Annotated in this window: 18 protein-coding genes; 12 read left to right on the forward strand and 6 right to left on the reverse strand. The window is 68.5% G+C overall.

Annotated features, from left to right (window positions below):
* Position 1 precedes the first annotated feature (1 nt).
* A complete protein-coding gene (locus tag AB0P07_RS23605; RefSeq protein ID WP_061443657.1) occupies positions 2-1033 on the forward strand; it encodes an alanine racemase in 1032 nt (343 codons plus the stop codon).
* 85 nt (positions 1034-1118) lie between these two features.
* Here the strand turns inward: AB0P07_RS23605 and AB0P07_RS23610 are convergent, their stop codons facing one another.
* Together AB0P07_RS23610 and AB0P07_RS23615 are read right to left on the reverse strand one after the other, a co-directional pair.
* Positions 1119-2627: a glycosyltransferase 87 family protein gene (locus AB0P07_RS23610; RefSeq protein ID WP_365553495.1), complete on the reverse strand. Its 1509-nt coding sequence runs from the start codon at positions 2625-2627 to the stop codon at positions 1119-1121.
* Between the two features lie 120 nt (positions 2628-2747).
* The gene (locus AB0P07_RS23615) at positions 2748-5138 is read right to left on the reverse strand and encodes a transglycosylase domain-containing protein (protein WP_365553498.1); all 2391 of its coding nucleotides are present in this window, start codon (positions 5136-5138) and stop codon (positions 2748-2750) included.
* Positions 5139-5802: 664 nt separating this feature from the next.
* Between AB0P07_RS23615 and AB0P07_RS23620 the strand changes: the two genes are divergently transcribed.
* The 4 genes from AB0P07_RS23620 to AB0P07_RS23635 all read left to right on the forward strand — a co-directional run bounded on the left by AB0P07_RS23620 (position 5803) and on the right by AB0P07_RS23635 (position 9580).
* Positions 5803-6480 (forward strand): PadR family transcriptional regulator, encoded by a 678-nt coding sequence (locus AB0P07_RS23620; RefSeq protein WP_019324689.1) that lies wholly within the window; start codon positions 5803-5805, stop codon positions 6478-6480.
* A 44-nt stretch (positions 6481-6524) separates the two neighbouring features.
* A complete protein-coding gene (locus tag AB0P07_RS23625; RefSeq protein ID WP_365553501.1) occupies positions 6525-7607 on the forward strand; it encodes an inositol-3-phosphate synthase in 1083 nt (360 codons plus the stop codon).
* 79 nt (positions 7608-7686) lie between these two features.
* Positions 7687-8949, forward strand: a complete 1263-nt coding sequence (locus tag AB0P07_RS23630) for an MFS transporter (protein WP_365553503.1) — start codon at positions 7687-7689, stop codon at positions 8947-8949.
* 46 nt (positions 8950-8995) lie between these two features.
* Complete coding sequence (locus tag AB0P07_RS23635) at positions 8996-9580, forward strand: hypothetical protein (protein ID WP_365553506.1); 585 nt, start codon at positions 8996-8998, stop codon at positions 9578-9580.
* 252 nt (positions 9581-9832) lie between these two features.
* On the opposite strand, the gene AB0P07_RS23640 is transcribed toward AB0P07_RS23635, so the two are convergent.
* Positions 9833-11284: a CCA tRNA nucleotidyltransferase gene (locus AB0P07_RS23640; RefSeq protein ID WP_365553508.1), complete on the reverse strand. Its 1452-nt coding sequence runs from the start codon at positions 11282-11284 to the stop codon at positions 9833-9835.
* Between the two features lie 225 nt (positions 11285-11509).
* Here AB0P07_RS23640 and AB0P07_RS23645 point away from each other — a divergent pair, with 225 nt between their 5' ends.
* From AB0P07_RS23645 to trxA, 7 genes are all read left to right on the forward strand, one after another.
* Positions 11510-13921, forward strand: a complete 2412-nt coding sequence (locus AB0P07_RS23645; RefSeq protein ID WP_365553511.1) for a DUF6049 family protein — start codon at positions 11510-11512, stop codon at positions 13919-13921.
* 44 nt (positions 13922-13965) lie between these two features.
* The gene (gene murJ, locus AB0P07_RS23650) at positions 13966-16374 is read left to right on the forward strand and encodes a murein biosynthesis integral membrane protein MurJ (RefSeq protein ID WP_365553513.1); all 2409 of its coding nucleotides are present in this window, start codon (positions 13966-13968) and stop codon (positions 16372-16374) included.
* Between the two features lie 139 nt (positions 16375-16513).
* Positions 16514-18232 carry a protein kinase family protein gene (locus tag AB0P07_RS23655; RefSeq protein WP_365553516.1) on the forward strand — a complete coding sequence of 573 codons (1719 nt, stop codon included), beginning with the start codon at positions 16514-16516 and terminating at the stop codon, positions 18230-18232.
* 31 nt (positions 18233-18263) lie between these two features.
* The gene (gene sigM, locus AB0P07_RS23660; protein ID WP_365553519.1) at positions 18264-18989 is read left to right on the forward strand and encodes an RNA polymerase sigma factor SigM; all 726 of its coding nucleotides are present in this window, start codon (positions 18264-18266) and stop codon (positions 18987-18989) included.
* 17 nt (positions 18990-19006) lie between these two features.
* Positions 19007-19855, forward strand: coding sequence for a hypothetical protein (locus AB0P07_RS23665; RefSeq protein WP_365553522.1), 849 nt, complete (start codon positions 19007-19009; stop codon positions 19853-19855).
* Positions 19856-20013: 158 nt separating this feature from the next.
* On the forward strand, positions 20014-20982 hold the full coding sequence (gene trxB, locus AB0P07_RS23670; protein ID WP_365553524.1) for a thioredoxin-disulfide reductase: 969 nt from the start codon (positions 20014-20016) through the stop codon (positions 20980-20982).
* 39 nt (positions 20983-21021) lie between these two features.
* The gene (gene trxA / locus AB0P07_RS23675; protein ID WP_365553527.1) at positions 21022-21354 is read left to right on the forward strand and encodes a thioredoxin; all 333 of its coding nucleotides are present in this window, start codon (positions 21022-21024) and stop codon (positions 21352-21354) included.
* A gap of 89 nt (positions 21355-21443) precedes the next feature.
* Here trxA and AB0P07_RS23680 read toward each other — a convergent pair whose 3' ends face one another.
* The 3 genes from AB0P07_RS23680 to AB0P07_RS23690 all read right to left on the reverse strand — a co-directional run bounded on the left by AB0P07_RS23680 (position 21444) and on the right by AB0P07_RS23690 (position 24569).
* Positions 21444-22061 carry a GNAT family N-acetyltransferase gene (locus AB0P07_RS23680; protein ID WP_365553530.1) on the reverse strand — a complete coding sequence of 206 codons (618 nt, stop codon included), beginning with the start codon at positions 22059-22061 and terminating at the stop codon, positions 21444-21446.
* 337 nt (positions 22062-22398) lie between these two features.
* Positions 22399-23499, reverse strand: coding sequence for a ParB/RepB/Spo0J family partition protein (locus tag AB0P07_RS23685; RefSeq protein ID WP_365553533.1), 1101 nt, complete (start codon positions 23497-23499; stop codon positions 22399-22401).
* Complete coding sequence (locus AB0P07_RS23690) at positions 23496-24569, reverse strand: ParA family protein (protein ID WP_365553921.1); 1074 nt, start codon at positions 24567-24569, stop codon at positions 23496-23498. Before AB0P07_RS23690 ends, AB0P07_RS23685 begins: the two co-directional genes overlap by 4 nt.
* Positions 24570-24709: the final 140 nt, after the last annotated feature.

Raw genomic sequence — 24709 nt, forward strand, 5'->3', positions numbered from 1 at the left:
CATGGCGCTCACGCTCTACGTCGACACCGCGCGCTGGCGGGCGCACCACAAGCACGTGCAGGAGCAGTTCCCCGGGCTGGTCCCGGTCTGCAAGGGCAACGGCTACGGATTCGGTCACGAGCGGCTGGCGGAGGAGGCCACGCGGCTGGGCTCGGACGTACTGGCCGTCGGCACCACCTACGAGGCCGCCCGCATCAAGGACTTCTTCGGCGGTGACCTGCTGGTCCTCACGCCGTACCGGCGCGGTGAGGAGCCCGTGCCGCTGCCCGACCGGGTCGTGCGTTCGGTGTCGTCCATCGACGGCGTGTACGGCCTGGTGGGTGCGCGTGTGGTCATCGAGGTGATGTCCTCGATGAAGCGGCACGGCATCAGCGAGCAGGACCTGCCGCAGCTGCACGCCGCCATAGAGAACGTCCGGCTCGAGGGCTTCGCCATCCATCTGCCGCTGGACCGTACCGACGGCTCGGACGCCGTCGAGGAGGTCATCGGCTGGATGGACCGGCTGCGCGCGGCGCGGCTGCCGCTGCACACCATGTTCGTCAGCCACCTCAAGGCCGACGAGCTGGCCCGGCTCCAGCAGCAGTTCCCGCAGACCCGTTTCCGTGCCCGGATCGGCACCCGGCTGTGGCTGGGCGACCACGAGGCCACCGAGTACCGCGGCGCGGTCCTGGACGTCACGCGCGTCGCCAAGGGCGAGCGTTTCGGCTACCGGCAGCAGAAGGCCGCCTCCGACGGGTTCCTGGTGGTCGTGGCGGGCGGTACGTCGCACGGGGTGGGTCTGGAGGCGCCGAAGGCGCTGCACGGCGTGATGCCCCGTGCCAAGGGCGTCGCCCGGGCCGGCCTCGCCACGGTCAACCGGAATCTCTCGCCGTTCGTCTGGAGCGGCAAGCAGCGCTGGTTCGCGGAGCCTCCGCACATGCAGGTGTCGATCCTGTTCGTCCCCTCGGACGCGACGGAGCCCAAGGTGGGGGACGAGCTGGTGGCCCATCTTCGGCACACCACCACCCAGTTCGACCGCATCCTCGATCGCTAGCGAACGGGCCGTACCCGCGCGAAGGCCGTACACGACGTCTGGGTGATCCCCGTGATCGTCGTGTACGGCCTTGTTGTGCGCTCGCTCAGAGCGAACCGTCCGGCTGCCGGCTCTTGCCCCAGTCGACGTGTGGTCCTTCGAAGTGGGCCACGGGCGGTTCGGGACGAGCCGCGGGGCCCAGGACGAAGACGTCCTCCGCACCGTCCAGCACGCCGCCCGACGGATCGTCGTCGCCCGTCCGCCGGACCGGGTCCCGGTCCGGCAGCAGGATGTCGCGCACGACCATGGCGCAGAGGTACAGCGTTCCCAGCAGGTGCAGGCCGATCGCCCAGTGGTAGCCGTCCGTCGGCAGCCCCTTGTGGGAGTCACCGCTGGTCGTGTAGGCGAGGTACATCCAGATGCCGAGGAAGTACGCCACCTCGCACGCCTGCCAGATCAGGAAGTCCCGCCACTTCGGCCGGGCCAGCGCGGCCAGCGGTACCAGCCAGAGCACGTACTGCGGTGAGTAGACCTTGTTGGTGAGAATGAACGCCGCGACGATCAGGAAGGCGAGCTGGGCGAAGCGCGGGCGCCGGGGTGCGGTCAGCGTGAGTGCCGCAACGGCGCCGCAGCACAGCAGCATCAGGAGCGTGGCGAGGGTGTTGACGGTCTCGGTGCTGAGCGGGTTGTCGGAGTTCTGGGCCAGGATCAGCCAGAAGGACCCGAAGTCCACCCCGCGTTCCTGGCTGAAGGTGTAGAACTTCGACCATCCGTCGAAGGCGTAGAGCATCACCGGCAGGTTCACCACGAGCCAGGCGACGACCGAACCCCCCAGCGCCGCTCCGAACGCCCGCCATTTGCCCGCTCGCCAGCACAGGACGAGCAGCGGTCCGAGAATCAGGAACGGGTAGAGCTTGGCAGCCGTGGCCAGGCCCAGCAGCACGCCGAACGCCAGCGGGCGCTCCCGAGACCACATGAGCAGTGCTGCGGCCGTCAGGGCGACCGCCAGCAGGTCCCAGTTGACCGTGGCGGTCAGCGCGAAGGCGGGAGCCAGGGCTACCAGCAGGCCGTCCCAGGGACGCCGGGTGTGGGTACGGGTCACGCAGACGGCGATGACGGCCGCGCACACCATGAGCATCCCGGCGTTGACCATCCAGTACCACTGCTCCTGGTCCTGGATGGTGCCGCTGCCCGGTGTGAGCCAGGACGCGACCTCCATGAACAGGCCGGTCAGCACGGGGTACTCCAGGTACTCCATGTCGCCGGGGAGCTTGTCGAAGTACGGCACGAGTCCGCCAACGAAGCCACGGCCCTGGTAGAGGTGCGGGATGTCCGAGTAGCACGCGTGGGTGTACTGGGAGCTGGCCCCGAAGAACCAGGCACCGTTGTAACAGGGGGCTTTCTGGACCAGCCCGAGGGCGAACATGCCGATCGCCACGAGTGCGATCACCCGCACAGGCGTCCACCAGGACCTGCCGAGCAGGGCACGCCGGCCCATGGGGCCGCCGATCAGCTCGCTTCCGGCCGCAGCGACCGTGTCCTGACTGGTCGGTCGTACCGGGTCCGGCTCGTGCACGCTTGCTGGCGTCGATTCTGCACTGGGCATGGGGCACATCCTGCCGCATGCCCCTGGGAACAGGCTGGGGCCGCCGCACCCTCGTGGATGCGACGGCCCCTGTTTCACGTAAAACGTGCAGGTGTTTCACGTGAAACACCCCTGCTCGCGGCTCTGCGGTCAGCCGTTCGCACCCCAGATGGTGTTTCCTCGGCTGTTTCCGTTGGTATCGCCCTCTGCACCCGTCTCACTGGACGTTGGTGAGGGTGATCCGCTCCCCTCCGAGCCGCCTGGGCCATTGCCCCCGTTGCCGTTGCCGCCGTTATTGGCGTCGCCGCAGTTGAACTCGAAGACTCCGCAGGTGTCGCTCGGTACGGGAGGCGAGGGACTGTTCTGCGTGTCGCTGGGCGACGGTGTCGGCGACGGGCTGGCCTCCTCGGTCTCGGACGCGGAGGCAGAGGGAGTGGGCGTCGGGGTCGGCGACGGGGTGTCGTTCAGGACCTCACCGATGGACTCCGGCTCCGGGAACTTCTCCACCTTCTGGCCCTTCACTGCGTCCGACATGTAGTCCTGCCAGATCGTGGACGGGAAGGAGGCACCGTGGATCTTCTTCTCGCCACCCGTTCCGTACATCTCCAGGAACGTGCGGTCCTTGATGGTCTCGTCGTCCGGGTAGCGGTACATGCTGATCGCGGTCGACAGCTGCGGGGTGTAGCCCACGAACCAGGCGGACTTGTTGCCGTCCGTCGTACCGGTCTTGCCGGCCACCTCGCGGCCGGGCAGCTGGGCGTTGGTGCCCGTTCCCTTCTCGACGACGGTTTTCAGGATGTCCGTCACGTTGTCCGCGACCTTCGCGGTGAAGGCCTGTTTCTCCTCGACCTTGTGCGTGTAGATCGTGCCGTCCTTGCTCGTCACCTTGGTGACGGAGTACGGCTCGCGCTGCTTGCCGCTGTCCGCGAAGGTGGCGTACGCGCCCGCCATGCGGATGGCACTCGGGTCCGAGATACCGAGGGAGAAGGACGGGAAGCCGGAGCCCGTCAGGCTGTCCTCCAGAAGCCCCGCGTCGACGGCGGCCTCCTTGACCTTGTCCAGGCCGACGTCCATGCCGAGCTGCACATAGGCGGAGTTCACCGACTGGCGCATGGCCTCCCGAAGGTCGATCTTGAAGTCCGGCGGATCACCGACGCTGTCCTGACCGTCGTTCTCCTGGCGCCACTGCTCGCCGTCCTCGTTCTCCCAGATCGACCCGTCGTAGTTGTTGATCTTGAGCTTGTTCTTGCCACTGTAGAGGCTCTTCGGAGAGACGATGGTGCGCTCGTCCTGGGCCTGGACCGGTCCGAGGTCCGGGTCGCGCACGCCCCACTTCATCGCTGCCGCGAGCACGAACGGTTTGAACGTCGAACCGACCTGGGCACCGGTCACGTCGGCGTTGTTGGTGAAGTGCTTGGTGGCGTCCTCACCACCGTAGATGGCCTTGATGGCCCCGGTCTTGGTGTCGATCGACGCTCCGCCGAACTGGACGTGGGTGTCCGTCTCGGGGCGCTTCTTGGGGTCGATCTTCTCCTTGTAGACCTTCTGGACCGCCTTCTCCATCTCGTCGACCTTCTTCTTGTCGAAGGTCGTGTAGATGGAGTAGCCGCCCTTCTCCAGCTGCTGCTCCGTCACCTTGCCGCTCTTGAGCACGGAGGACTTGGCGAGCCTGACGAGGTAGCCGATCTGGCCGCCCAGGTTCGCGTTCGACTGCGGGTTCTGCGTAGTGGGAAGTTCGGTGTACTTGTCCCGTTCCGCCTGGTTCAGATGCCCGTATTCCACCATCTTGTCGAGGGTGTCCTGCATCTGAGAGAAGGCCCGCTTCTTGTTGGCCTCCGGCGTGGCCCCCGTCGGGTCGATCGACACCGAGCCCGCCGGGTCGTAGTAGGTGGCGCCCTTGAGCATCGCCGAGAGGAAGGCGCACTGACCGGGGTTGAGGTCGACGGCGTCGACGTTGAAGTACGCCCGGGACGCGGCCTGGATGCCGTAGGCGCCGCGGCCGTAGTAGGCGGAGTTCAGGTAGCCCTCGAGGATCTTGTCCTTCGGCTCCTCGGCACCGACCTTGATCGAGACGAAGATCTCCTTGACCTTGCGGGAGATCGTCTGCGACTGGTCGTTCAGCATCGCGTTCTTCACGTACTGCTGGGTGATGGTGGAGCCACCCTGCGTCTCACCGCCCTTGGCCATGTTGAACACGGCGCGGGCGATGCCCTTCGGGTCGATGCCGCTGTCGGAGTAGAACGTCTTGTTCTCCTGCGAGATGACCGCATTGCGCATCGCCTTCGGGATCTGCGAGAGATCGACGCTCTGGCGGTTGCGGTCACCGCCCGTGGCCACCATCTGGGTGTTGTCGGCCCAGTAGTAGACGTTGTTCTGCGCCGTGGCGCTCTCGTCGATGACGGGAACGCTCACCATGGCGTACGCGAGGCCTGCGGCGCCGACCAGACAGCCGAAGAACGCGATGCACAGCCCGGAGACGAGCCTCCAGGAGGGCACCCAACGGCGCCACCCGTCCCTGTCGTAGCGCGGGTAGTCGATCATCCGCTTCTTGCCGGGCGCGGCGGCACGTCCCCGCCCGGGCCCTGCCGACCCGCCGGGGGCGCCTCGCCGGCCACCGCGGCCCGGCTCGGCCGCTCTGCGGCGGCCGCTCCCGTTCCGCTGTGCGGCGCGCCGGGCTTCGGCGCGGCTGCCGTATTCACGCTCCTCGTTCTCCGGACCGTACGAGCCGGACGGAGACCCTGTGGCGCCTCGCGGTGCCGCACGGCGGCCGGAGGACGAGCCGGACTGACCGCGTCGGGCCGCGGCACGTCCGCCTCCCTGCGGCTGCGGCGGTTTGCGACGGTGCTCGCTCATCGAACGACTACTCCTCGGGCAGGCGCACCCTTGCGCGCCTGGTAAAGGCGGCTGGTTTCCGGTCCCCCCGAAGTACGGATGCGGCCCCTTCCGCATTCACCCGTACTGCACCGGGGACAGGGACGCCCCCAGACGTCACTCGGTTCCCGGTGGTTCGCATGGCGCACACACTACGCACCGTCAAAACCCCCGAGGCCCGAAGTTCACCTCAAATCAGGCAACTTGCTCGCGATGAAACCCTGATGTGATCCCGTTCACCAGTTCCCCCCTTGTCGCACGCGGAAGCTCGTTCTATCGTGCTGATGTATCGAGTCGATACATCAGCACGGCATAAGGGCGAGAGGAGGCGACGATGAGCCGGAGATCCGGCATCCTCGAGTTCGCCGTACTCGGCCTGCTCCGCGAGTCCCCGATGCACGGCTATGAGCTGCGTAAACGGCTCAACACCTCACTGGGTGTGTTCCGGGCGTTCAGCTACGGGACGCTCTATCCCTGCCTCAAGACGCTGGTCGCCAACGGCTGGTTGATCGAGGAACCGGGGAACGTCGGCGAGGCCGCCGCTTCCCTCACGGGACGCCGCGCCAAGATCGTCTACCGGTTGACGGCCGACGGTAAGGAACATTTCGAGCAGCTCCTCTCCCAGACGGGCCCGGACGCATACGAGGACGAGACCTTCGCCGCTCGCTTCGCGTTCTTCGGCCAGACGTCGCGGGACGTACGCATGCGCGTGCTCGAGGGTCGGCGCAGCCGGCTGGAGGAGCGCCTGGAGAAGATGCGGGCCTCACTGGCCCGCACCCGGGAGCGACTCGACGACTACACGCTTGAGCTCCAGCGCCACGGAATGGAGTCCGTGGAGCGCGAGGTGCGCTGGCTGAACGAGCTCATCGAGAGCGAGCGGGCGGGGCGGGACCTGAGGGGTTCCGCCGCGGAGGGGACCGCTCAACAGGACACGACATCTGGAGCGACGGGCGGCCTGCCCCGGCCGGGGGACGACCCCCGGCCGGATACGCCCGGCGACACCGCCACGTGAGCGCCCAGTCAGGGCCTCACTCGTACACACAGGGAGCAACCGGAATGGGTTCGGTTCGCGTAGCCATCGTCGGTGTGGGCAACTGCGCCGCATCGCTGGTGCAGGGCGTCGAGTACTACAAGGACGCCGACCCGGCGGCCAAGGTCCCCGGTCTGATGCACGTCCAGTTCGGCGACTACCACGTCCGCGACGTCGAGTTCGTCGCCGCCTTCGACGTGGACGCCAAGAAGGTCGGCCTGGACCTCGCGGACGCCATCGGCGCCTCCGAGAACAACACCATCAAGATCTGCGATGTGCCGAACACCGGTGTCCAGGTCCAGCGCGGCCACACCCACGACGGCCTCGGCAAGTACTACCGCCAGACCATCGAGGAGTCCGCCGAGGCGCCGGTCGACGTCGTCCAGGTTCTCAAGGACAAGCAGGTCGATGTTCTCGTCTGCTACCTGCCCGTCGGTTCCGAGGACGCGGCGAAGTACTACGCCCAGTGCGCCATCGACGCCAAGGTCGCCTTCGTCAACGCCCTCCCGGTCTTCATCGCCGGCACCAAGGAGTGGGCGGACAAGTTCACCGAGGCGGGCGTCCCGATCGTCGGCGACGACATCAAGTCCCAGGTCGGCGCCACCATCACGCACCGCGTCATGGCGAAGCTGTTCGAGGACCGGGGCGTCGTCCTGGACCGCACGATGCAGCTGAACGTCGGCGGCAACATGGACTTCAAGAACATGCTCGAGCGCGAGCGCCTGGAGTCCAAGAAGATCTCCAAGACGCAGGCCGTCACCTCCCAGATCCCCGACCGCGACCTGGGTGCGGACAACGTCCACATCGGCCCGTCGGACTACGTCGCCTGGCTGGACGACCGCAAGTGGGCCTACGTCCGTCTCGAGGGCCGCGCCTTCGGTGACGTTCCGCTGAACCTGGAGTACAAGCTCGAGGTCTGGGACTCCCCGAACTCGGCCGGTGTCATCATCGACGCCCTGCGCGCCGCGAAGATCGCCAAGGACCGCGGCATCGGCGGCCCGATCCTGTCGGCGTCGAGCTACTTCATGAAGTCCCCGCCGGTCCAGTACTTCGACGACGAGGCCCGCGCCAACGTCGAGAAGTTCATCGCAGGCGAGGTCGAGCGCTGAGACGCCGCTCACCCCGGTCTGCCGAGGGTCCCCGGGTCGCACGACCCGGGGACCTTCCCCGTATGTGAGGCTGTGCCCCATGGCCGTCGTCCGTGACCTGCGCATCCTGCTGCGTCTGAAGGGGTTTCGGCACCTGCTCGCCGTTCGCCTTCTCTCCCAGGGCGCCGACGGTGTCTACCAGGTCGCGCTCGCCACATACGTCGTGTTCTCCCCGGAGAAACAGACCTCGGCCGCCGCCATCGCCTCCGCGATGGCGGTCCTGCTGCTCCCTTACTCCCTGGTGGGCCCCTTCGCCGGTGTCCTCCTGGACCGCTGGCGCCGCCGCCAGGTCTTCCTGTACGGCAACCTGCTGCGCGCCGTGCTGGCCTCGGTGACGGCGGTGCTGATGTTCGCCTCCGTCCCCGACTGGCTCTTCTACGTCTCGGCCCTCTGCGTCACCGCCGTCAACCGTTTCGTCCTGGCGGGCCTGTCCGCCGCCCTGCCCCGGGTGGTCGACGCCGAGCGCCTGGTGATCGCCAACTCGCTCTCCCCGACGGCCGGCACCCTGGCCGCCACGGCGGGCGGCGGCCTCGCGTTCGTCGTGCGCCTCGTGGTCTCGGACTCCGACGCCGCCGTGGTGCTGCTCGGTGCCGGTCTCTATCTGTGCGGCGCGCTGGCGGCGCTGCGCATCGCCGTGGAACTGCTGGGCCCGGACCCGGCACGCGTTCCGCCGAGGCTGACCTCGGCACTCACCGGCACAGCCCGCGACCTGGTGGCGGGCGTGCGCCATCTGGCCGCACCCGCCCGCCGGGAAGCGGCCTGGGCACTCGTCGGCATGACACTGATGCGGTTCTGCTACGGCGCCCTGCTGGTCATGCTCCTGATGCTGTGCCGGTACGCCCTGACCTCGGACACGGACGAGGGACTCGCCCTGCTGGGGCTCGCGCTCGGCGTTTCCGGGACGGGCTTCTTCGCGGCCGCGGTCGTCACCCCGTGGGCGGCGGGACTACTGGGCCCCGGCCGCTGGATGGCCGTATGCGCCGCGGTCGCCACCGTGCTGGTCCCGGCGCTGGGCCTGCCGTTCGCCACCGTGCCCCTGCTCGCCGCCGCGTTCGTGCTCGGGTTGACGACCCAGGGAGCGAAGATCGCGACCGACACGATCGTGCAGTCATCGGTCGACGACATCTTCCGGGGCCGGGTCTTCTCCGTCTACGACGTGCTGTTCAACGTGGCCTTCGTCGGCGCGGCCGGGGTGGCCGCACTCATGCTGCCGCCGGACGGCCGCTCGGTGCCGCTGGTCGTGACGGTCTCCGTGGTCTACGGAGTGGTTGCGGCAGCTATGGCCCGGTTTGAGAGCGGGTAAGTGTCACATCAGTGACACAGAGCCCCACCGGACTACAGAGTTGTCAGTGGGAGCCGGTAGCTTACGTGCGTCTTATCTCGCGGCATGTCCGCGACACGCACCTATTTCAGGGGGACCCCCAGTGACCACCCAGCCGCCGCCTCAGGGCAACCCGTTCGCGCAGAACCAGCCGCAGCAGCCCCAGGGACAGAACCCCTACGCCCAGGGGCAGCAGGGCTTCCCGCAGCAGGCAGGCCAGCCCGGTCAGCCCGGTTTTCCGCAGCAGGGTGCGCCGTACGCCCCGGTGCCGCCGCAGCCGGCCCGTCGCAAGCTGAGCTTCAAGACGATCAAGAACATCGTCATCGCGGTGGTCGTCGTGGGGGTCGCGATCGGCGGCTACATCGCCAGTCGGGACGATGCGGACCAGGCCGGCGTGGGCGACTGCCTGAAGTCCGCGTCGTCGTCGTCGGACCGCATGGAAGTCGTGGACTGCTCCTCCTCGGAAGCCGAGGGCAAGGTCCTCGAGAAGGTGAAGGGTCACTTCACGTCGATCACCGCGGAGACCGAGTGCCGAAAGGTCAAGGACGCCACCGGCTTCTACGCCGAGACCGGTGATGGGGAGGAGTTCCTCCTCTGCCTCGGTGACGTTTAAAGCACCTGGGAATGCCTCCTCTCCCTTAACCGGGACGTGTTTCACGTGAAACACCGTCGCCTCCATCGTCTGGGAGAGTGAGGTCGTCATGTCGGGAGGGACCTTCCAGGTCGACAAGAAGCAGACCCTGGTCTCCAATGTCTACGGCACGGCCACCAGCACCCTTGTGAACATGTAACGAGTCACGCGCAAGACCCGCAAGCACTGAATGAGCAGGGGCGGCATGTTTCACGTGAAACATGCCGCCCCTGCTCATTCAGCTTCTGCCTCGTTGCTCCACCACTCCTTGAGTGCCGCGACGGCGGCCTCATGCCCCATTGGGCCGTTCTCCAGGCGGAGCTCCAGCAGGTGCTTGTACGCCCGACCGACGACCGGGCCCGGCGGGACGCCCAGGATCTCCATGACCTGGTTACCGTCCAGGTCCGGGCGGATCGCGTCCAGCTCCTCCTGTTCCTGAAGCTGCGTGATCCGCTCCTCCAGACCGTCGTAGGCGCGGGAGAGGGCCAACGCCTTGCGCTTGTTGCGCGTCGTGCAGTCCGACCTCGTGAGTTTGTGGAGCCGGTCGAGCAGCGGTCCCGCGTCCCGGACGTATCGGCGGACCGCGGAGTCCGTCCACTCGCCCGTGCCGTAGCCGTGGAAGCGCAGATGCAGCTCGACCAGGCGCGAGACGTCCTTCACCAACTCGTTGGAGTACTTGAGGGCAAGCATGCGCTTCTTCGTCATCTTCGCCCCGACCACCTCGTGGTGGTGGAACGAGACCCTGCCGTCCTTCTCGAAGCGACGGGTGCGCGGCTTGCCGATGTCGTGCAGCAGGGCGGCCAGGCGCAGGGTCAGGTCGGGGCCCTCGCTCTCCAGGGCCATCGCCTGCTCCAGGACGATGAGCGTGTGATCGTAGACGTCCTTGTGCCGGTGGTGCTCGTCGCGCTCCAACCGCAGGGCCGGCAGCTCGGGCAGGACCCGCTCGGCGAGGCCGGTCTCCACCAGCAGGGTCAGCCCCTTGCGCGGATGCGAGGAGAGGATGAGCTTGTTCAGCTCGTCCCTGACCCGCTCGGCCGAGACGATGTCGATGCGCCCGGCCATGTCCCGCATGGCCTTGACGACCTCCGGGGCCACCTCGAAGTCGAGCTGTGCGGCGAAGCGCGCGGCTCGCATCATCCGGAGCGGATCGTCCGAGAAGGAGTCCTCAGGAGTCCCCGGAGTACGCAGCACGCCGGCCGCGAGGTCGTCGAGTCCACCGTGCGGGTCGATGAACGCCTTCTCCGGCAGCGCGACAGCCATCGCGTTCACCGTGAAGTCACGCCGGACGAGGTCCTCCTCGATGGAGTCGCCGTAGGACACCTCGGGCTTGCGCGAGGTACGGTCGTACGCCTCGGACCGGTAGGTGGTCACCTCGATCTGCCAGCCGTCCTTCTGCCCCCCGACCGTGCCGAAGGCGATCCCGACCTCCCAGACCGCGTCCGCCCAGGGACGCATGATCTTGAGTACGTCCTGGGGGCGGGCGTCCGTCGTGAAGTCCAGGTCGTTGCCGAGCCGCCCGAGCAAGGCGTCCCGGACCGACCCGCCGACCAGGGCGAGCGAAAACCCGGCCTCCTGGAAACGGCGGGCGAGATCGTCGGCGACAGGGGCGACGTGCAGCGGCTCGTTCACCGCGCGGTGCTGCTCCTGGCTCAGGACACTGGGGCTGACTTCGTTGGCGTTCGGCACAACTGAACAGGGTACGTGGCCGGGGCGGAGACGGGCGCCCCCATTCATCGGGCGCGGAATCCCCCACTTCCGTACCGCTCCCTTTATAGGCGCACATAGAGGGAAGCCCGCCGCAGCTGCGGATCTTGTGGCGTACGCCGCGGCACTTCCCCTCGGCGCACATCGTTACCATGCGTGGACGCACATTCCGACGACCACTGATCACGACGAGGGACGGGCGAGCGCGTGGCCGAGGCGGCAGACTTCCAGGGGACCAGTCCCTCACCTGCCCGCCGGTGGCTCCGGCGTACCACGGCGCTGCTCGCCGGGGCGCCGCTGCTGGCCGGCCTCGTCCAGCTGCCCGCCGCCGGTTCGGCGCACGCCGAGGAAGCGGCCGCCGCCCTGGCCGACTCGGACTCGGGCTCGGTGGCCGTCGCCGTGGACTCGCTCACCCCCTCGGCACCGACGGACGGGGACACGGTGACCGTGTCGGGCACCGTGACGAACAAGGGCAAGCAGACCGTCACCGACGCCCACGTGGGCCTGCGCGTGGGGTCGCAGATCGACACCAGGTCGTCCGTCGACGCGATCGCCAAGGACAGCGACGATCTCCAGGGTTCCATCCCTCCGGAGATCGACAACAAGTACACCGAGAAGTTCTCCAAGCTCACTCCCGGCGTCGCCGAGCACTTCAACATCTCCGTCCCGGTCGACGACCTCAACCTCGGCGACGACGGTGTCTACGAATTCGCCGTTTCGCTGTCCGGTGAGACCTCTGCACGGCCGTGGGAGCAGATCCTCGGCATCCAGCGGACCTTCCTGCCGTGGCAGCCAGACGGGGCCGACACGAAAACCAGGACCACGGCGCTGTGGCCCCTCGTCTCGACTACGCACATGGCCGCGGAGACGGGGCCGAACGAGGAACAGACACCGGTCTTCCTCAACGACGACCTGGCGAAGGAGATCTCCCCCGGCGGCCGTCTGAACCAGATGGTGACGCTGGGCAAGGACCTCGACGTCACCTGGGTGGTCGATCCGGACCTGCTGGCCTCCGTCGACGCGATGACCGGCAGCTACCGCGTCCGGGACGGGGACAGGACCGTCGCCGGCACTCACCAGGCGATCGCCAAGCAGTGGCTGGCGGACCTGCAGGACGCGGTCGCCGACGAGGAGGTCGTCGCCCTCCCCTTCGCCGACCCCGACCTGGCCTCCCTGGCCCACAACGGCACGGACGTCACCGGCTCCCTGAGCCAGCTCAAGGAGGCGACGGACGTCATCGGCAACACCGTCGAGCCGATCCTCCACGTGAAGCCGAACACCGACTTCGCCTGGCCCGTGGACGGCGCCGTCGACCGGTCGATCGTCAAGGTCGCCACCTCCGCGGGCGCCGACAAGGTGATCGCCCGCAGCGATTCCCTCCGGGAGACCGACGGCCTGCCCTACACCCCCTCGGCCTCCCGTCCCATCGGTGGCGGCACCACGGCCGTCGTGGCGGACGCCCGGCTCTCCACGGCGTTCGAGGGCGATCTCACGACGGCGTCCGCCTCCACGCTCGCCGTGCAGCGCTTCCTCGCCCAGAGCCTCGGCCTGGGCCTCCAGACCGCCAAGCAGCGCAGCGTCGTCATCGCGCCGCAGCGCATGCCCTCCGGCAGCCAGGCCCGCGCGATGGCCGAAGCGCTGCGGACCCTCCAGAGCGGCACCTGGTCCCAGTCCCAGAAGCTGGCCGCCGCCTCCGCCGCCGAGCCTGACCCGGACGCCGCCACCAAGGTGCCGGCCACCTCCTCCTACCCGTCCGGGCTTCACAAGAAGGAGCTGCCCCGGTCGGCCTTCGTGGAGAGCGCACGGACGCAGGACGCCCTGGACAGCTTCAAGGTCGTGCTCTCGGACCCGTCCCGGGTGGTGACCCCCTTCGGACGTGCCCTGAACCGGGAGATGTCCGTGTCGTGGCGCGGCCGGGCCACCGAGGCGAAGTCGTTCCGCGACGGGGTGAAGTCGTACCTCGACAGCCTGTCCGGCCGGGTCAGACTGATCGACAAGTCGGAGACGAAGCTCTCCGGCCGCAGCGCCACGATCCCGGTGACGGTACAGAACAACCTGGTGCAGGACGTCGGCCCCCTGATCCTCCGGCTCACCTCGACCAACCCGACGCGTCTGGAGATCGACGGCGCCCGCTACCAGGAGCAGCCGATCTCGGTGTCCGGCGGCCACAGCCAGTCGGTGAAGTTCACCACGTCGGCCAACGCCAACGGCCGGGCCACGGTGATCGCCCAGCTGTACACGCAGGACGGGCGGCCCTACGGCAAGGCCGTCACCTTCGACGTGAAGGTCACCGAGATCACGGCCACCGTGATGCTCGTCATCGGCGGCGGTGTCCTACTGCTCGTCCTCGCCGGCTTCCGGATGTACACGCAGCGCAAGCGCGCCGCGGCCCGCGCAGCCGAGAAGGCCGACGAGGAGACGGAGTCCGGGGAGGAGCCGGAGGCGGCGGAGAACTCCAAGGTCGACCCGGAGAACCCGAAGGACCCCGAAGCACGTCACACACAGGAGTCCGAGGCACCGGCCCGGGCAGGCAACCCGGAGCAGCCGAGTGACCCGACACCGGACACCGCAGCGGAAAACGCCGACCCGTCCGGCACGGGTGAGAGAGTGGACCGTTGAGGATGTCGTGGCCGGTCGGCCCGGGACGATGAGGTGGGGTAACCATGAACGCGCCGTACGACGGTGACCGCGGTCAGGCCGCGGACGGCTCGGGTCACCCCCAGGGCCCGCCGCCGGACCCCGGCCAGACGCCGCCGCAGGCGCCCGCGGACATGTACCTCCAGGACGCCTACGACCAGGACCCCTACCGGGCGCAGGACCTCTCCGCCCAGGACCCGGTCTCCGAGGCGCTCTACGACCGCGCCGCGCACCCTCCGCCGCCCCCGGGCACGTACCCGCCGCAGCAGCCGCTGTACTCCCAGCCCTCCCAGTCGCCCCACGCCCCCGACCCCCGCCTCTGGGCCCAGACCCCGGCCCCCGAACCGGAGGGTCCGACGCAGTACCTGCCCTACGGCGACGACCCGCGGACCACCCAGTTCGTCGGCGTGGACGACCTGGTCGGCCAGGCCGGTGACCAGCGTCACGAGCCCGACGCCTTCGCGCACCTCTTCCGCGACCAGCAACAGGGCGGCGGCCACCCCTCGTACAACGACCAGGCGGCCGTCCCCGCCCCGGCTCCGGCGCCGTACGGCGGGACGGCAGGACCGGGGCAGTACGGCACCACACCGGCTCCGGGACAGTACGGCGGGCACCAAGGGCCCGACCTGCACGGCAACGCTGCGGCGCACGGCCAGTGCGGCGGGCCCTCTCCGGCGCCCGGCCAGCACGCGGCGCCCGCGCCCGGCCAATACGCGGTGGCGCCCACCCCCGAGGCGGCCGAGGCCCCCCTCCAGGAGCCCGAGCCCGCCCCTGCGGCACCGCCGGCCGCCGCGCCCAAGAAGGGCGGGCGTGCGGGCGGCCTGCTGAAGTCGAGCGCCGTGATGGCGGCGGGCACGATGGTGTCGCGGCTGACCGGGTTCGTCCGGTCGGCGATGATCGTGTCGGCGCTGGGTGTCGGCCTGCTCGGCGACACCTTCCAGGTCGCCTACCAGCTGCCGACGATGATCTACATCCTTACCGTCGGCGGCGGTCTCAACTCGGTCTTCGTACCGCAACTCGTCCGCGCCATGAAAGACGACGAGGACGGTGGCGAGGCATACGCCAACCGCCTGCTGACCCTCGTCATGGTGGCCCTGGGCACGCTGACGGTGATCACGGTCTTGGGCGCGCCCCTGCTGATCCGGCTCCTGTCCAACCCTGTGGCCAGTGACCCGGCTGCGAACGAGGTCGGTATCACCTTCGTCCGCTACTTCCTGCCGTCCATCTTCTTCATGGGTCTCCATGTGGTGATGGGGCAGGTCCTCAACGCCCGTGGCAGGTTCGGCGCGATGATGTGGACCCCGGTCCTGAACAACATCGTCATCATCGTGACCCTGGGGATGTTCATCTGGGTCTACGGCACCGCTGAGAGCTCAGGGATGAAGGTCACGAGCATCCCACCGGAAGGCGAGCGTCTGCTCGGCATCGGTGTACTGCTGGGCCTCATCGTGCAGTCCCTGGCCATGATCCCTTACCTGCGGGAGACAGGCTTCCGGCTCCGCCTCCGGTTCGACTGGAAGGGTCACGGACTCGGCAAGGCCATCACTCTCGCCAAGTGGACGGTCCTCTTCGTGCTTGCCAACCAGGCGGGCGCCATGATCGTCATCCAGCTCTCCACCGCGGCGGGCAAGGCATCGCCTGTGGACGGCACGGGTTTCGCCGCCTACGCAAACGCGCAGCTGATCTGGGGGCTGCCGCAGGCGATCATCACCGTCTCCCTCATGGCCGCGCTGCTCCCTCGCATCTCCCGTTCGGCATCCGAGGAGGATGGGGGAGCGGTTCGAGACGACATCTCCCAGGGCCTCCGCACCACGGCCGTGGCCATCGTTCCCGTGTCCTTCGGTTTCGTCGCACTCGGCATTCCCATGTGCACGCTCATGTTCGGCTCGTCGGGCACCAGTGAAGCCACCAACATGGGCTACATGCTGATGGCCTTCGGTCTCGGCCTCATCCCGTACTCCGTGCAGTACGTCGTCCTGCGCGCCTTCTACGCCTACGAGGACACCCGGACGCCCTTCTACAACACCGTCATCGTGGCCGTGGTCAACGCCGCCGCCTCGGGCCTGTGTTACCTCCTGCTGCCCTCCCGCTGGGCCGTCGTCGGCATGGCCGCCTCCTACGGCCTGGCCTACGTGATCGGCGTGGGCGTCGCCTGGCGCAGGCTGCGCAAGCGGCTCGGCGGTGACCTGGACGGCGCCCGGGTGCTGCGCACGTACGCCCGGCTGTGCATCGCGTCCGTACCGGCAGCCCTGCTCGGTGGCGCCGCCTGCTACGCGGTCAGCCGGGCGCTCGGCCAGGGCGTCGTGGGATCGTTCGCCGCGCTGATCGCCGGCGGACTGCTCCTGTTCGGCGTCTTCTTCGTCGCCGCCCGCAAGATGCGCATCGAGGAAGTCAACTCTCTGGTCGGGATGGTGCGCGGACGCCTGGGACGCTGAGACCCGGGGTAGGCGCACAACCATCGCCCGCCGCTGTGTGTCGTGCATAGCGGCGGACTGTGGGCACAATTGGGTTCGGCGTCGCACGCGCGGATCGGGAGTCGGCCGACGCGCACGGAATGGGGAGGCAGGAACGACGGTGGCGGAACGGAGCACAGCTGCCGTCGACGTGGCAGACAACAGCGGTGACGAGCCGCTGACCGCACAGGCGGACCAGTCCACGGCCGACGGGGTGGCCAACAACCGGGAGCGGGACACGGACAGCGACGAGGCACAGGGGAGCCACACGAGCGAGGAATCCGGCAAGGCCTCGCCTCCCGAACTGCACAGCGGGCACAAGCTCGCCAGACGCTACCGCCTCGAGGAATGCGTCACCCGTCTGGACGGCTTCAGCAGTTGGCGGGCCGTCGACGAGAAGCTGCGCCGCGCCGTCGGAGTCCACCTCCTTCCGGCGGACCACCCGCGAGCCCGCTCCGTGCTGGCCGCGGCACGCTCCTCCGCCCTGCTCGGCGACCCCCGGTTCGTCCAGGTACTGGACGCCGTCGAGGACAACGACCTCGTCTACGTCGTCCACGAGTGGCTCCCCGACGCCACCGAGCTGACCGCGCTCCTCGCCTCCGGACCGCTGGATGCCTACGACGCCTACCAGATGGTCAGTCAGGTGGCTTCGGCCATGGCGGCCGCGCACCGCGAGGGTCTCGCCCATCTGCGCCTGAGCCCCAACGCGGTGCTGCGTACGTCGACGGGCCAGTGGCGGATCCGCGGGCTCGCCGTCAACGCCGCGCTGCGCGGCATCAGCTCCGACACCCCGCAGCGCACCGACACCGAGGCCATCGGCGCCCTTCTGTACGCCACGCTCACCCAGCGCTGGCCGTACGAGAGCGACGCGCACGGTCTGGCGGGACTGCCCAAGGACATCGGCCTGATCCCCCCCGACCAGGTGCGGGCCGGCATCCACCGCGGCCTGTCCGAACTGGCGATGCGAGCGCTCGCCAACGACGGCGCCACCGCATCCCGCCACGAGTCCCCCTGCACGACGCCGGAGGAACTGGTGAAGGCGATCGGCGAGATGCCCCGCATCCGCCCGCCGGAGCCTGCGTACACCGCTCCACCCCAGTACCAGCGCACGGCCTACCAGCAGGGCGCGTACGGCCGCCCGGCGCCCCACCCCGGCGTCACGCAGCCCGTACCGACGCCGCCGCCCCCGCTGCAGAGCCGTACGGGCAAGGCCCTCAAGTGGAGCGTCTCGGCCCTGCTGATCGCCGCGCTCGGCCTCGGCAGCTGGCAGTTGGCGGACGCCCTCATGGAACGGGGCGGCAAGGCCGAAGACCAGAACCAGACCCAGACGACGGACGGAAACGACAAGAACGACGAGCGGACCCAGCCGGCCAAGCCGCTCAGTGTGCAGGCAGCCCAGGAGTACGTCGCCAGCGGCGGGGCCCAGGCACCGGGGGACGTCGCCAACACCTACGACGACGACGCAACCACCTTCTGGCGCACGAAGAAGTACAACGAAGGCCCGAAGCTCGCGCCGTACAAGCCCGGCGTCGGCATCGTCTACGACCTCGGTTCACCGCAGGACGTCTCGACGGCGTCGGTAGGACTCCGGTACACCGGTGATCACACGACCGTGCATCTCTACGCCACCGATTCCCTGTCGCCCTCGACAGGAGTCGACGGCATGAAGGAGATCTCGAGCGCCACCACGACCGGCACCTCGCTCACCGCCAAGGCATCGAAGCCCGTCAAGACGCGGTACGTCCTCCTGTGGATGACCGACGTGCCGAACGCTCCGTCCGACGGCTACAGCGGCGCGGGCTACAAGCAGGCGATCACCGACGTGACATTCAAGGGCTGAAGGCCCTCGGAGGGGAAGGGGGAGGAGGCCGATGGCAGATGTCACCGCATACAGCGGCATCAGCGATCAGGACCTCCTCGCCCGCCACGTCGAGGGCGACCCCGATGCCTTCGGTGAGGTCGTACGCCGTCACCGCGACCGGCTGTGGGCGGTGGCCCTGAGGACGCTGGGGGATCGCGAGGAGGCGGCCGACGCCGTCCAGGACGCTCTCGTCTCCGCCTATCGGGCCGCACACACCTTCCGTGGGCAGGCGGCCGTCACGACCTGGCTGCACCGGATCACGGTGAACGCCTGTCTGGACCGTGCCCGCAAGGCCGCGTCTCGGAAAACCGCACCCGTCGACGACACCGAACGCCTGGAGCAGCTCCTGGAGCCGCACGAGTCGGCCTCCGCGCCCGCCGAACGCAATGATCTGCACCGTCAACTGCTGGCGGCCCTGAGCACCCTGCCCGCCGACCAGCGAGCCGCCCTCGTCCTGGTGGACATGCAGGGCTACCCCGTCGCGGAGGCCGCCCGCATCCTCGACGTACCGAGCGGGACGATCAAGAGCCGGTGTGCCCGGGGCAGAGCCAGGCTCCTGCCGCTACTCACCCACCTCCGGCCTGACGGCAGCGAGAGGAAGAGGGAACCGGACGCGGAGCGGAACCGGACGCAGGGGCCAACCGTCCCACCCGCAGCGGGACCGCAGCGTGCGGGTCTGCCAGAGACAGGGCCGAGCGATTCAGCCGCAGTGAAGGGCGGAGGTGGACGAGCGTGACGTCGTCGACGACAGACATGACCGAGCACCCGGACACCGCGGAGCTCTCCGACCTCGCCGAAGGTCTCCTCCCCAGTGCACGGACTGCCAACGTACGGCAGCATCTGGCCGGCTGCGAGCTCTGCGCGGACGTCTACGCGGCACTGGACGACATCCAGGGACTGCTCGGCAGCCTGCCCGCCCCGGCACCCATGCCGGACGACGTGGCTGCGCGTATCGACGCCGCCCTGGCAGCCGAGCCACTGCCGGGCGCCTTCGGCACCGCGCATGTTTCACGTGAAACATCGGCACCGGCCGACCGGCCCACGGGACACGCTCGTCCCTCCTCCACCGGCCCAGGTCGCAAGGATCGCCGACGAGGCGGGCGACGCAGGATCGCCGTCCTCGGCGCCGTGACCGCGGCTGCGGCCATCGGACTCGGCTCGGTCATCGTGTCCTCCCTGAACGGGGGGAGCTCCTCCGACGACACCGCCCACGAGCAGCAGACCGCGCTCGCGGACACCTTCTCCGAGGGGCATCTCAAGGCCAAGGTCACCGACCTCGTCTCGGACGGGAGCGCCCAGAAGGAGTCGCGCACGCCGCGCAGCTTCGGCATGGAGTCCGAGAACGGTGGCGAGACCGCCGAGAACCACGTCTTCAAGCAGCCGACCGTCCCCGAGTGCATTCGAAGGGCCCTCGGGCGCGACGACGCGGCGATCGCGACCGAGCAGGGCGTCTACAAGGGCAAGGAAGCCCTGCTGGTGGTGGTGCCCGATGCCGCCAACGACACTCGGGTCACCGCCTACATCGTCGAGTCGGCGTGCGTGAAGCAACCCGCGATCGGCAAGGGCAAGATCCTCCTGAAGCATTCCTACGCGCGTCCGTAGCGGACCGGCCCTACTTACCCCGGGCTGCCCGGCGCTGTCGCCGTGTGCCCGAACACAGCGGGAATGCGCGCCCCGTAGGATCCGTTAGGTGGGGTGAGAGTTCCGAGTGCAGCTCCACCCGGCCCTGAAGACACAGTCCAGAGACGAGGAATGAAGCCGTGAGCGACGTCCGAAACGTGATCATCATCGGCTCCGGGCCCGCCGGCTACACGGCGGCGCTCTACACCGCACGAGCGTCGCTGAAGCCGCTGGTGTTCGAGGGTGCCGTCACCGCGGGCGGAGCTCTGATGAACACCACCGAGGTCGAGAACTTCCCCGGCTTCCAGGACGGCATCATGGGCCCCGAGCTCATGGACAACATGCGGGCCCAGGCGGAGCGCTTCGGCGCCGAGCTGATCCCGGACGATGTCGTGGCCGTCGACCTCACCGGTGAGATCAAGACTGTCACGGACACCGCGGGCACGGTCCACCGGGCCAAGGCCGTCATCGTCACCACCGGCTCCCAGCACCGCAAGCTCGGCCTGCCGAACGAGGACGCGCTGTCCGGCCGGGGTGTCTCCTGGTGCGCGACCTGTGACGGCTTCTTCTTCAAGGACCAGGACATCGCCGTGATCGGTGGCGGTGACACCGCGATGGAGGAGGCCACGTTCCTCTCCCGCTTCGCGAAGTCCGTGACGATCGTCCACCGTCGCGACACCCTGCGTGCCTCCAAGGCTATGCAGGAGCGAGCCTTCGCCGACCCCAAGATCACGTTCGTCTGGGACAGCGAGGTCGCCGAGGTCCAGGGCGACCAGAAGCTCGCGGGCCTGAAGCTGCGCAACGTCAAGACCGGCGAGCTCTCGGACCTGCCGGTGACCGGCCTGTTCATCGCGATCGGCCACGACCCGCGTACCGAGCTCTTCAAGGACCAGCTCGACCTCGACCCGGAGGGCTACCTGAAGGTCGAGGCGCCCTCGACCCGCACCAACTTGACGGGTGTCTTCGGCGCCGGTGACGTGGTCGACCACACCTACCGCCAGGCGATCACCGCCGCGGGCACCGGCTGCTCCGCCGCTCTGGACGCCGAGCGCTTCCTCGCCGCCCTCAGCGACGAGGACAAGGCGGAGCCCGAGAAGACCGCCGTCTGACCACCCCATCCCCCGCACCACTCAGTTAAGGAGCCCGCCGTGGCCGGCACCCTGAAGCATGTGACCGACGCATCCTTCGAGCAGGACGTCCTCAAGAACGACAAGCCCGTCCTGGTGGACTTCTGGGCCGCCTGGTGCGGTCCGTGCCGCCAGATCGCGCCGTCCCTCGAGGCGATCGCCACCGAGTACGGTGACAAGATCGAGATCGTCAAGCTGAACATCGACGAGAACCCGGGTACGGCTGCCAAGTACGGCGTCATGTCCATCCCCACCCTGAACGTCTACCAGGGCGGCGAGGTCGCCAAGACCATCGTCGGCGCCAAGCCGAAGGCCGCGATCGTCCGCGACCTCGAGGACTTCATCGCCGACTAACGATCGCCGACTCACGTTTCACGTGAAACACGAATGGGCCGACCCGCTCGGGTCGGCCCATTCGGCTTACAACAGCTTTACGTCCGTCACTACAGCGGACGCAACACCGGTTCCTTCTGAACCGCGCCGAGCAGGCGGTCCAGTGCCATCTCCACGTCTTCCTTCCAGGAGAGCGTGGACCGAAGATCGAGTCGCAACCGTGGGTGGCGGGGATGCGGCCGGACCGTCTTGAAGCCCACCGCCAACAGGTGCTCCGCCGGCAGGACACAGGCGGGTTCCTTCCAGCGAGCATCACCGAACGCCTCGATGGCCTTGAAGCCCCGGCGCAGAAGATCCTTGGCGACCGTCTGGACCATCACCCGGCCCAGCCCTTGACCCTGATACCCCGGCATCACGAAGGCGGTCATCAGTTGGACCGCGTCCGAGGAGACCGGGCTGGTGGGGAATGCCGCCGAGCGCGGTACATACGCCGGCGGCGCGTAGAGAACGTAGCCGACCGGAATGTCGTCGACGTAGACCACCCGGCCGCACGATCCCCAGTCCAGGAGGACGGCGGAGATCCAGGACTCCTTCTCGAGAGCGGGTGTGCCCGCCTTTACCGCGGCCTCGCCGCTGACGGGGTCCAGCTCCCAGAAGACGCACGAGCGACAGCGCTGGGGAAGGTCCTGAAGGTTGTCCAGCGTGAGCGGTACGAGCCGGCGCCCCATGAAGGCTGTTCCTCGCTTCCTTCGCCTGCCGCGTCGCGGGCGGCTGTCAGAGCGCTCCGTTCCCTGAGCAGGCTGCCGATGAACCCACCGACCGCGCCCAGCCCCAAGCCTGCGCTCACCAGTTCGGTGCGGCTCATCGCTCGCATGGCCCCTGCCTTCCACTCAGAGGTACTGCCAGGTGACGACGCCATCCCGGTCGCATCGTATCCACGATGCGGTGGCCTCGACACCGACGCAAAGCAAAGGACGGGCCGTGTTCCGGTATGCACCGGACACGGCCCGCCCTTGAGGCTCTCGAGGCACCACCGAGCGCGCCGGGCGCTTCGTTACCCCGACATCAGGATTCGACGGCGCCGTCCTTGTCCTCCAGGAGGCCCTTCTGGAGGACGGGACCTTCACCGGGAGCCAGGCTGCCGAGGATCCGCTCCAGGTCGTCCATGGAGGCGAACTCCACGGTGATCTTGCCCTTCTTCTGTCCCAGGTCGACCTTCACTCGCGTCTCGAAGCGGTCCGAGAGCCGCGTCGCCAGGTCCGAGAGTGCCGGAGAGACCAGAGAACCGGCCCGTGGGCCCTTGGCTCGCTGCGGCTTCTGCGGCCGGGAACCCATCAGGGTCACGATCTCCTCGACCGACCGCACCGAGAGTCCTTCAGCCACGATGCGATGGGCCAGCCGGTCCTGCTCTTCCGGGTCGTCGACGGAGAGCAGCGCTCGTGCGTGCCCCGCGGAGAGCACTCCGGCGGCGACGCGGTTCTGCACCTTCGGGGAGAGCTTCAGCAGACGCAGCGTGTTGGACACCTGCGGGCGGGAGCGACCGATACGGTCCGCCAGCTGATCGTGCGTGCAGTTGAAGTCCTTCAGCAGCTGGTCGTAGGCGAACGCCTCCTCCAGCGGGTTCAGCTGAGCGCGGTGCAGGTTCTCCAGGAGCGCGTCCAGGAGGAGCTTCTCGTCCTCCGTCGCCCGCACGATCGCCGGAATGGCGTCCAGTTCCAGCTCTCGGCAGGCCCGGAAGCGGCGCTCGCCCATGATGAGCTCATAACGCCCGGGCTCCGTCGGCCGCACGACAACCGGCTGGAGTAGACCCACCTCCCTGATGGAGGTGACGAGCTCGGCCAGCGCGTCGTCGTCGAAGTCCTTGCGCGGCTGCTTCGGGTTCGGCGTGATGGCGTCGAGAGGAACCTCGGCGAAGTGCGCTCCCAAGGGCGGGCGAAGCCCTTCGGCGCCCTGGGGTACCGTCGGCTCCTCCGTTTCACGTGAAACATGCGGCAGCGTGGCCACCTTCGCCGCAGCCACCCCGCGTTCGTTCGGCAGCAGAGGCATCGTCCCCGGGGACGCGGAAGCCGCAGTTCCCAAAGCCGCCGAGGCAACCGACTTCTCGGTCGGGGCGTTGGGGATCAGTGCGCCAAGACCACGGCCCAGCCCCCTCCGTCGCTCACTCACTGGATCCCCTCCACCATGCTCGGATCATTCTGAGCGCCGACATGGGCATGGGTCGCGTCATAGTTGACGCCCACACCCTTCAGCGCGATCTCACGGGCCGCCTCCAGATAGGAGAGAGCCCCGCTTGATCCTGGATCGTAGGTCAGTACCGTCTGCCCGTAGCTCGGGGCCTCGGAGATGCGGACCGAGCGGGGAATGCTCGTCCGCAGCACCTCCTCGCCGAAGTGGCTGCGCACCTCGTCCGCGACCTGGGACGCAAGCCGCGTCCGGCCGTCGTACATGGTGAGGAGGATCGTCGACACATGCAGCGTGGGGTTGAGGTGCCCTCGTACCAGGTCGACGTTGCGCAGCAGCTGGCCCAGCCCCTCCAGCGCGTAGTACTCGCACTGGATCGGGATCAGTACTTCCTGGCCGGCGACGAGCGCGTTGACGGTCAGCAGGCCGAGCGAGGGCGGGCAGTCGATGAGGATGTAGTCCAGCGGCTGTTCATAGGCCGTGATCGCCCGCTGGAGCCGGCTCTCACGCGCGACCAGAGAGACCAGTTCGATCTCCGCACCGGCGAGATCGATGGTGGCGGGCGCGCAGAACAGGCCCTCGACATCAGGGACCGGCTGGACCACTTCCGAGAGCGGTCGGCTCTCGACCAGCACGTCGTAGATGGACGGCACCTCGGCGTGATGGTCGACACCCAGCGCGGTAGAGGCGTTGCCCTGTGGGTCGAGATCGACGACCAGGACTCGCGCACCGTGCAAGGCGAGCGACGCGGCAAGATTGACGGTCGTCGTCGTCTTGCCCACACCACCCTTCTGGTTGGCTACGACCATGATCCGAGTCTGCTCGGGCCGCGGTAGCCCCTCACCGGCGCGGCCCAGAGCGTCCACCGCCAGTTGGGCAGCACGGCCGATCGGAGTGTCGTCCATCGGAGGCGGTGTTTCACGTGAAACATCCGCCCCCATCGACTCGGTACGGGGACCGGGGACCGGATCGGTCATCGGTCCCGCGATATTGGCGTCGGACCGCAAGGATTCACTCTCCTCGACTTCAGGCTCGCAATGAACAGAGCCTCCCATGCCATCGGGGTCACGAACCAGTGAGGCCTGGTCTTCTGTGGAGAAATCCACCTCTGTGGACAACTCCGCGCCCTCTCCGAGCGACCCGAGAGGCTTTCGTTCACGTGAGTCGGACGCGGCGCGGCCGCGACTGATGATGC

It is taken from the genome of Streptomyces sp. NPDC085944 (assembly GCF_040686295.1).
In the GTDB taxonomy this organism is placed as follows: domain Bacteria; phylum Actinomycetota; class Actinomycetes; order Streptomycetales; family Streptomycetaceae; genus Streptomyces; species Streptomyces salinarius.

Coding starts and splice junctions, on each gene's coding strand:
- AB0P07_RS23605 (WP_061443657.1), top strand. CDS start 2: ATGGCGCTCACGCTCTACGTCGACACCGCGCGCTGGCGGGCGCACCAC.
- AB0P07_RS23610 (WP_365553495.1), bottom strand. CDS start 2,627: ATGTGCCCCATGCCCAGTGCAGAATCGACGCCAGCAAGCGTGCACGAG.
- AB0P07_RS23615 (WP_365553498.1), bottom strand. CDS start 5,138: ATGATCGACTACCCGCGCTACGACAGGGACGGGTGGCGCCGTTGGGTG.
- AB0P07_RS23620 (WP_019324689.1), top strand. CDS start 5,803: ATGAGCCGGAGATCCGGCATCCTCGAGTTCGCCGTACTCGGCCTGCTC.
- AB0P07_RS23625 (WP_365553501.1), top strand. CDS start 6,525: ATGGGTTCGGTTCGCGTAGCCATCGTCGGTGTGGGCAACTGCGCCGCA.
- AB0P07_RS23630 (WP_365553503.1), top strand. CDS start 7,687: ATGGCCGTCGTCCGTGACCTGCGCATCCTGCTGCGTCTGAAGGGGTTT.
- murJ (WP_365553513.1), top strand. CDS start 13,966: ATGAACGCGCCGTACGACGGTGACCGCGGTCAGGCCGCGGACGGCTCG.
- sigM (WP_365553519.1), top strand. CDS start 18,264: ATGGCAGATGTCACCGCATACAGCGGCATCAGCGATCAGGACCTCCTC.
- AB0P07_RS23665 (WP_365553522.1), top strand. CDS start 19,007: ATGACCGAGCACCCGGACACCGCGGAGCTCTCCGACCTCGCCGAAGGT.
- AB0P07_RS23680 (WP_365553530.1), bottom strand. CDS start 22,061: ATGGGGCGCCGGCTCGTACCGCTCACGCTGGACAACCTTCAGGACCTT.
- AB0P07_RS23690 (WP_365553921.1), bottom strand. CDS start 24,569: ATGGGAGGCTCTGTTCATTGCGAGCCTGAAGTCGAGGAGAGTGAATCC.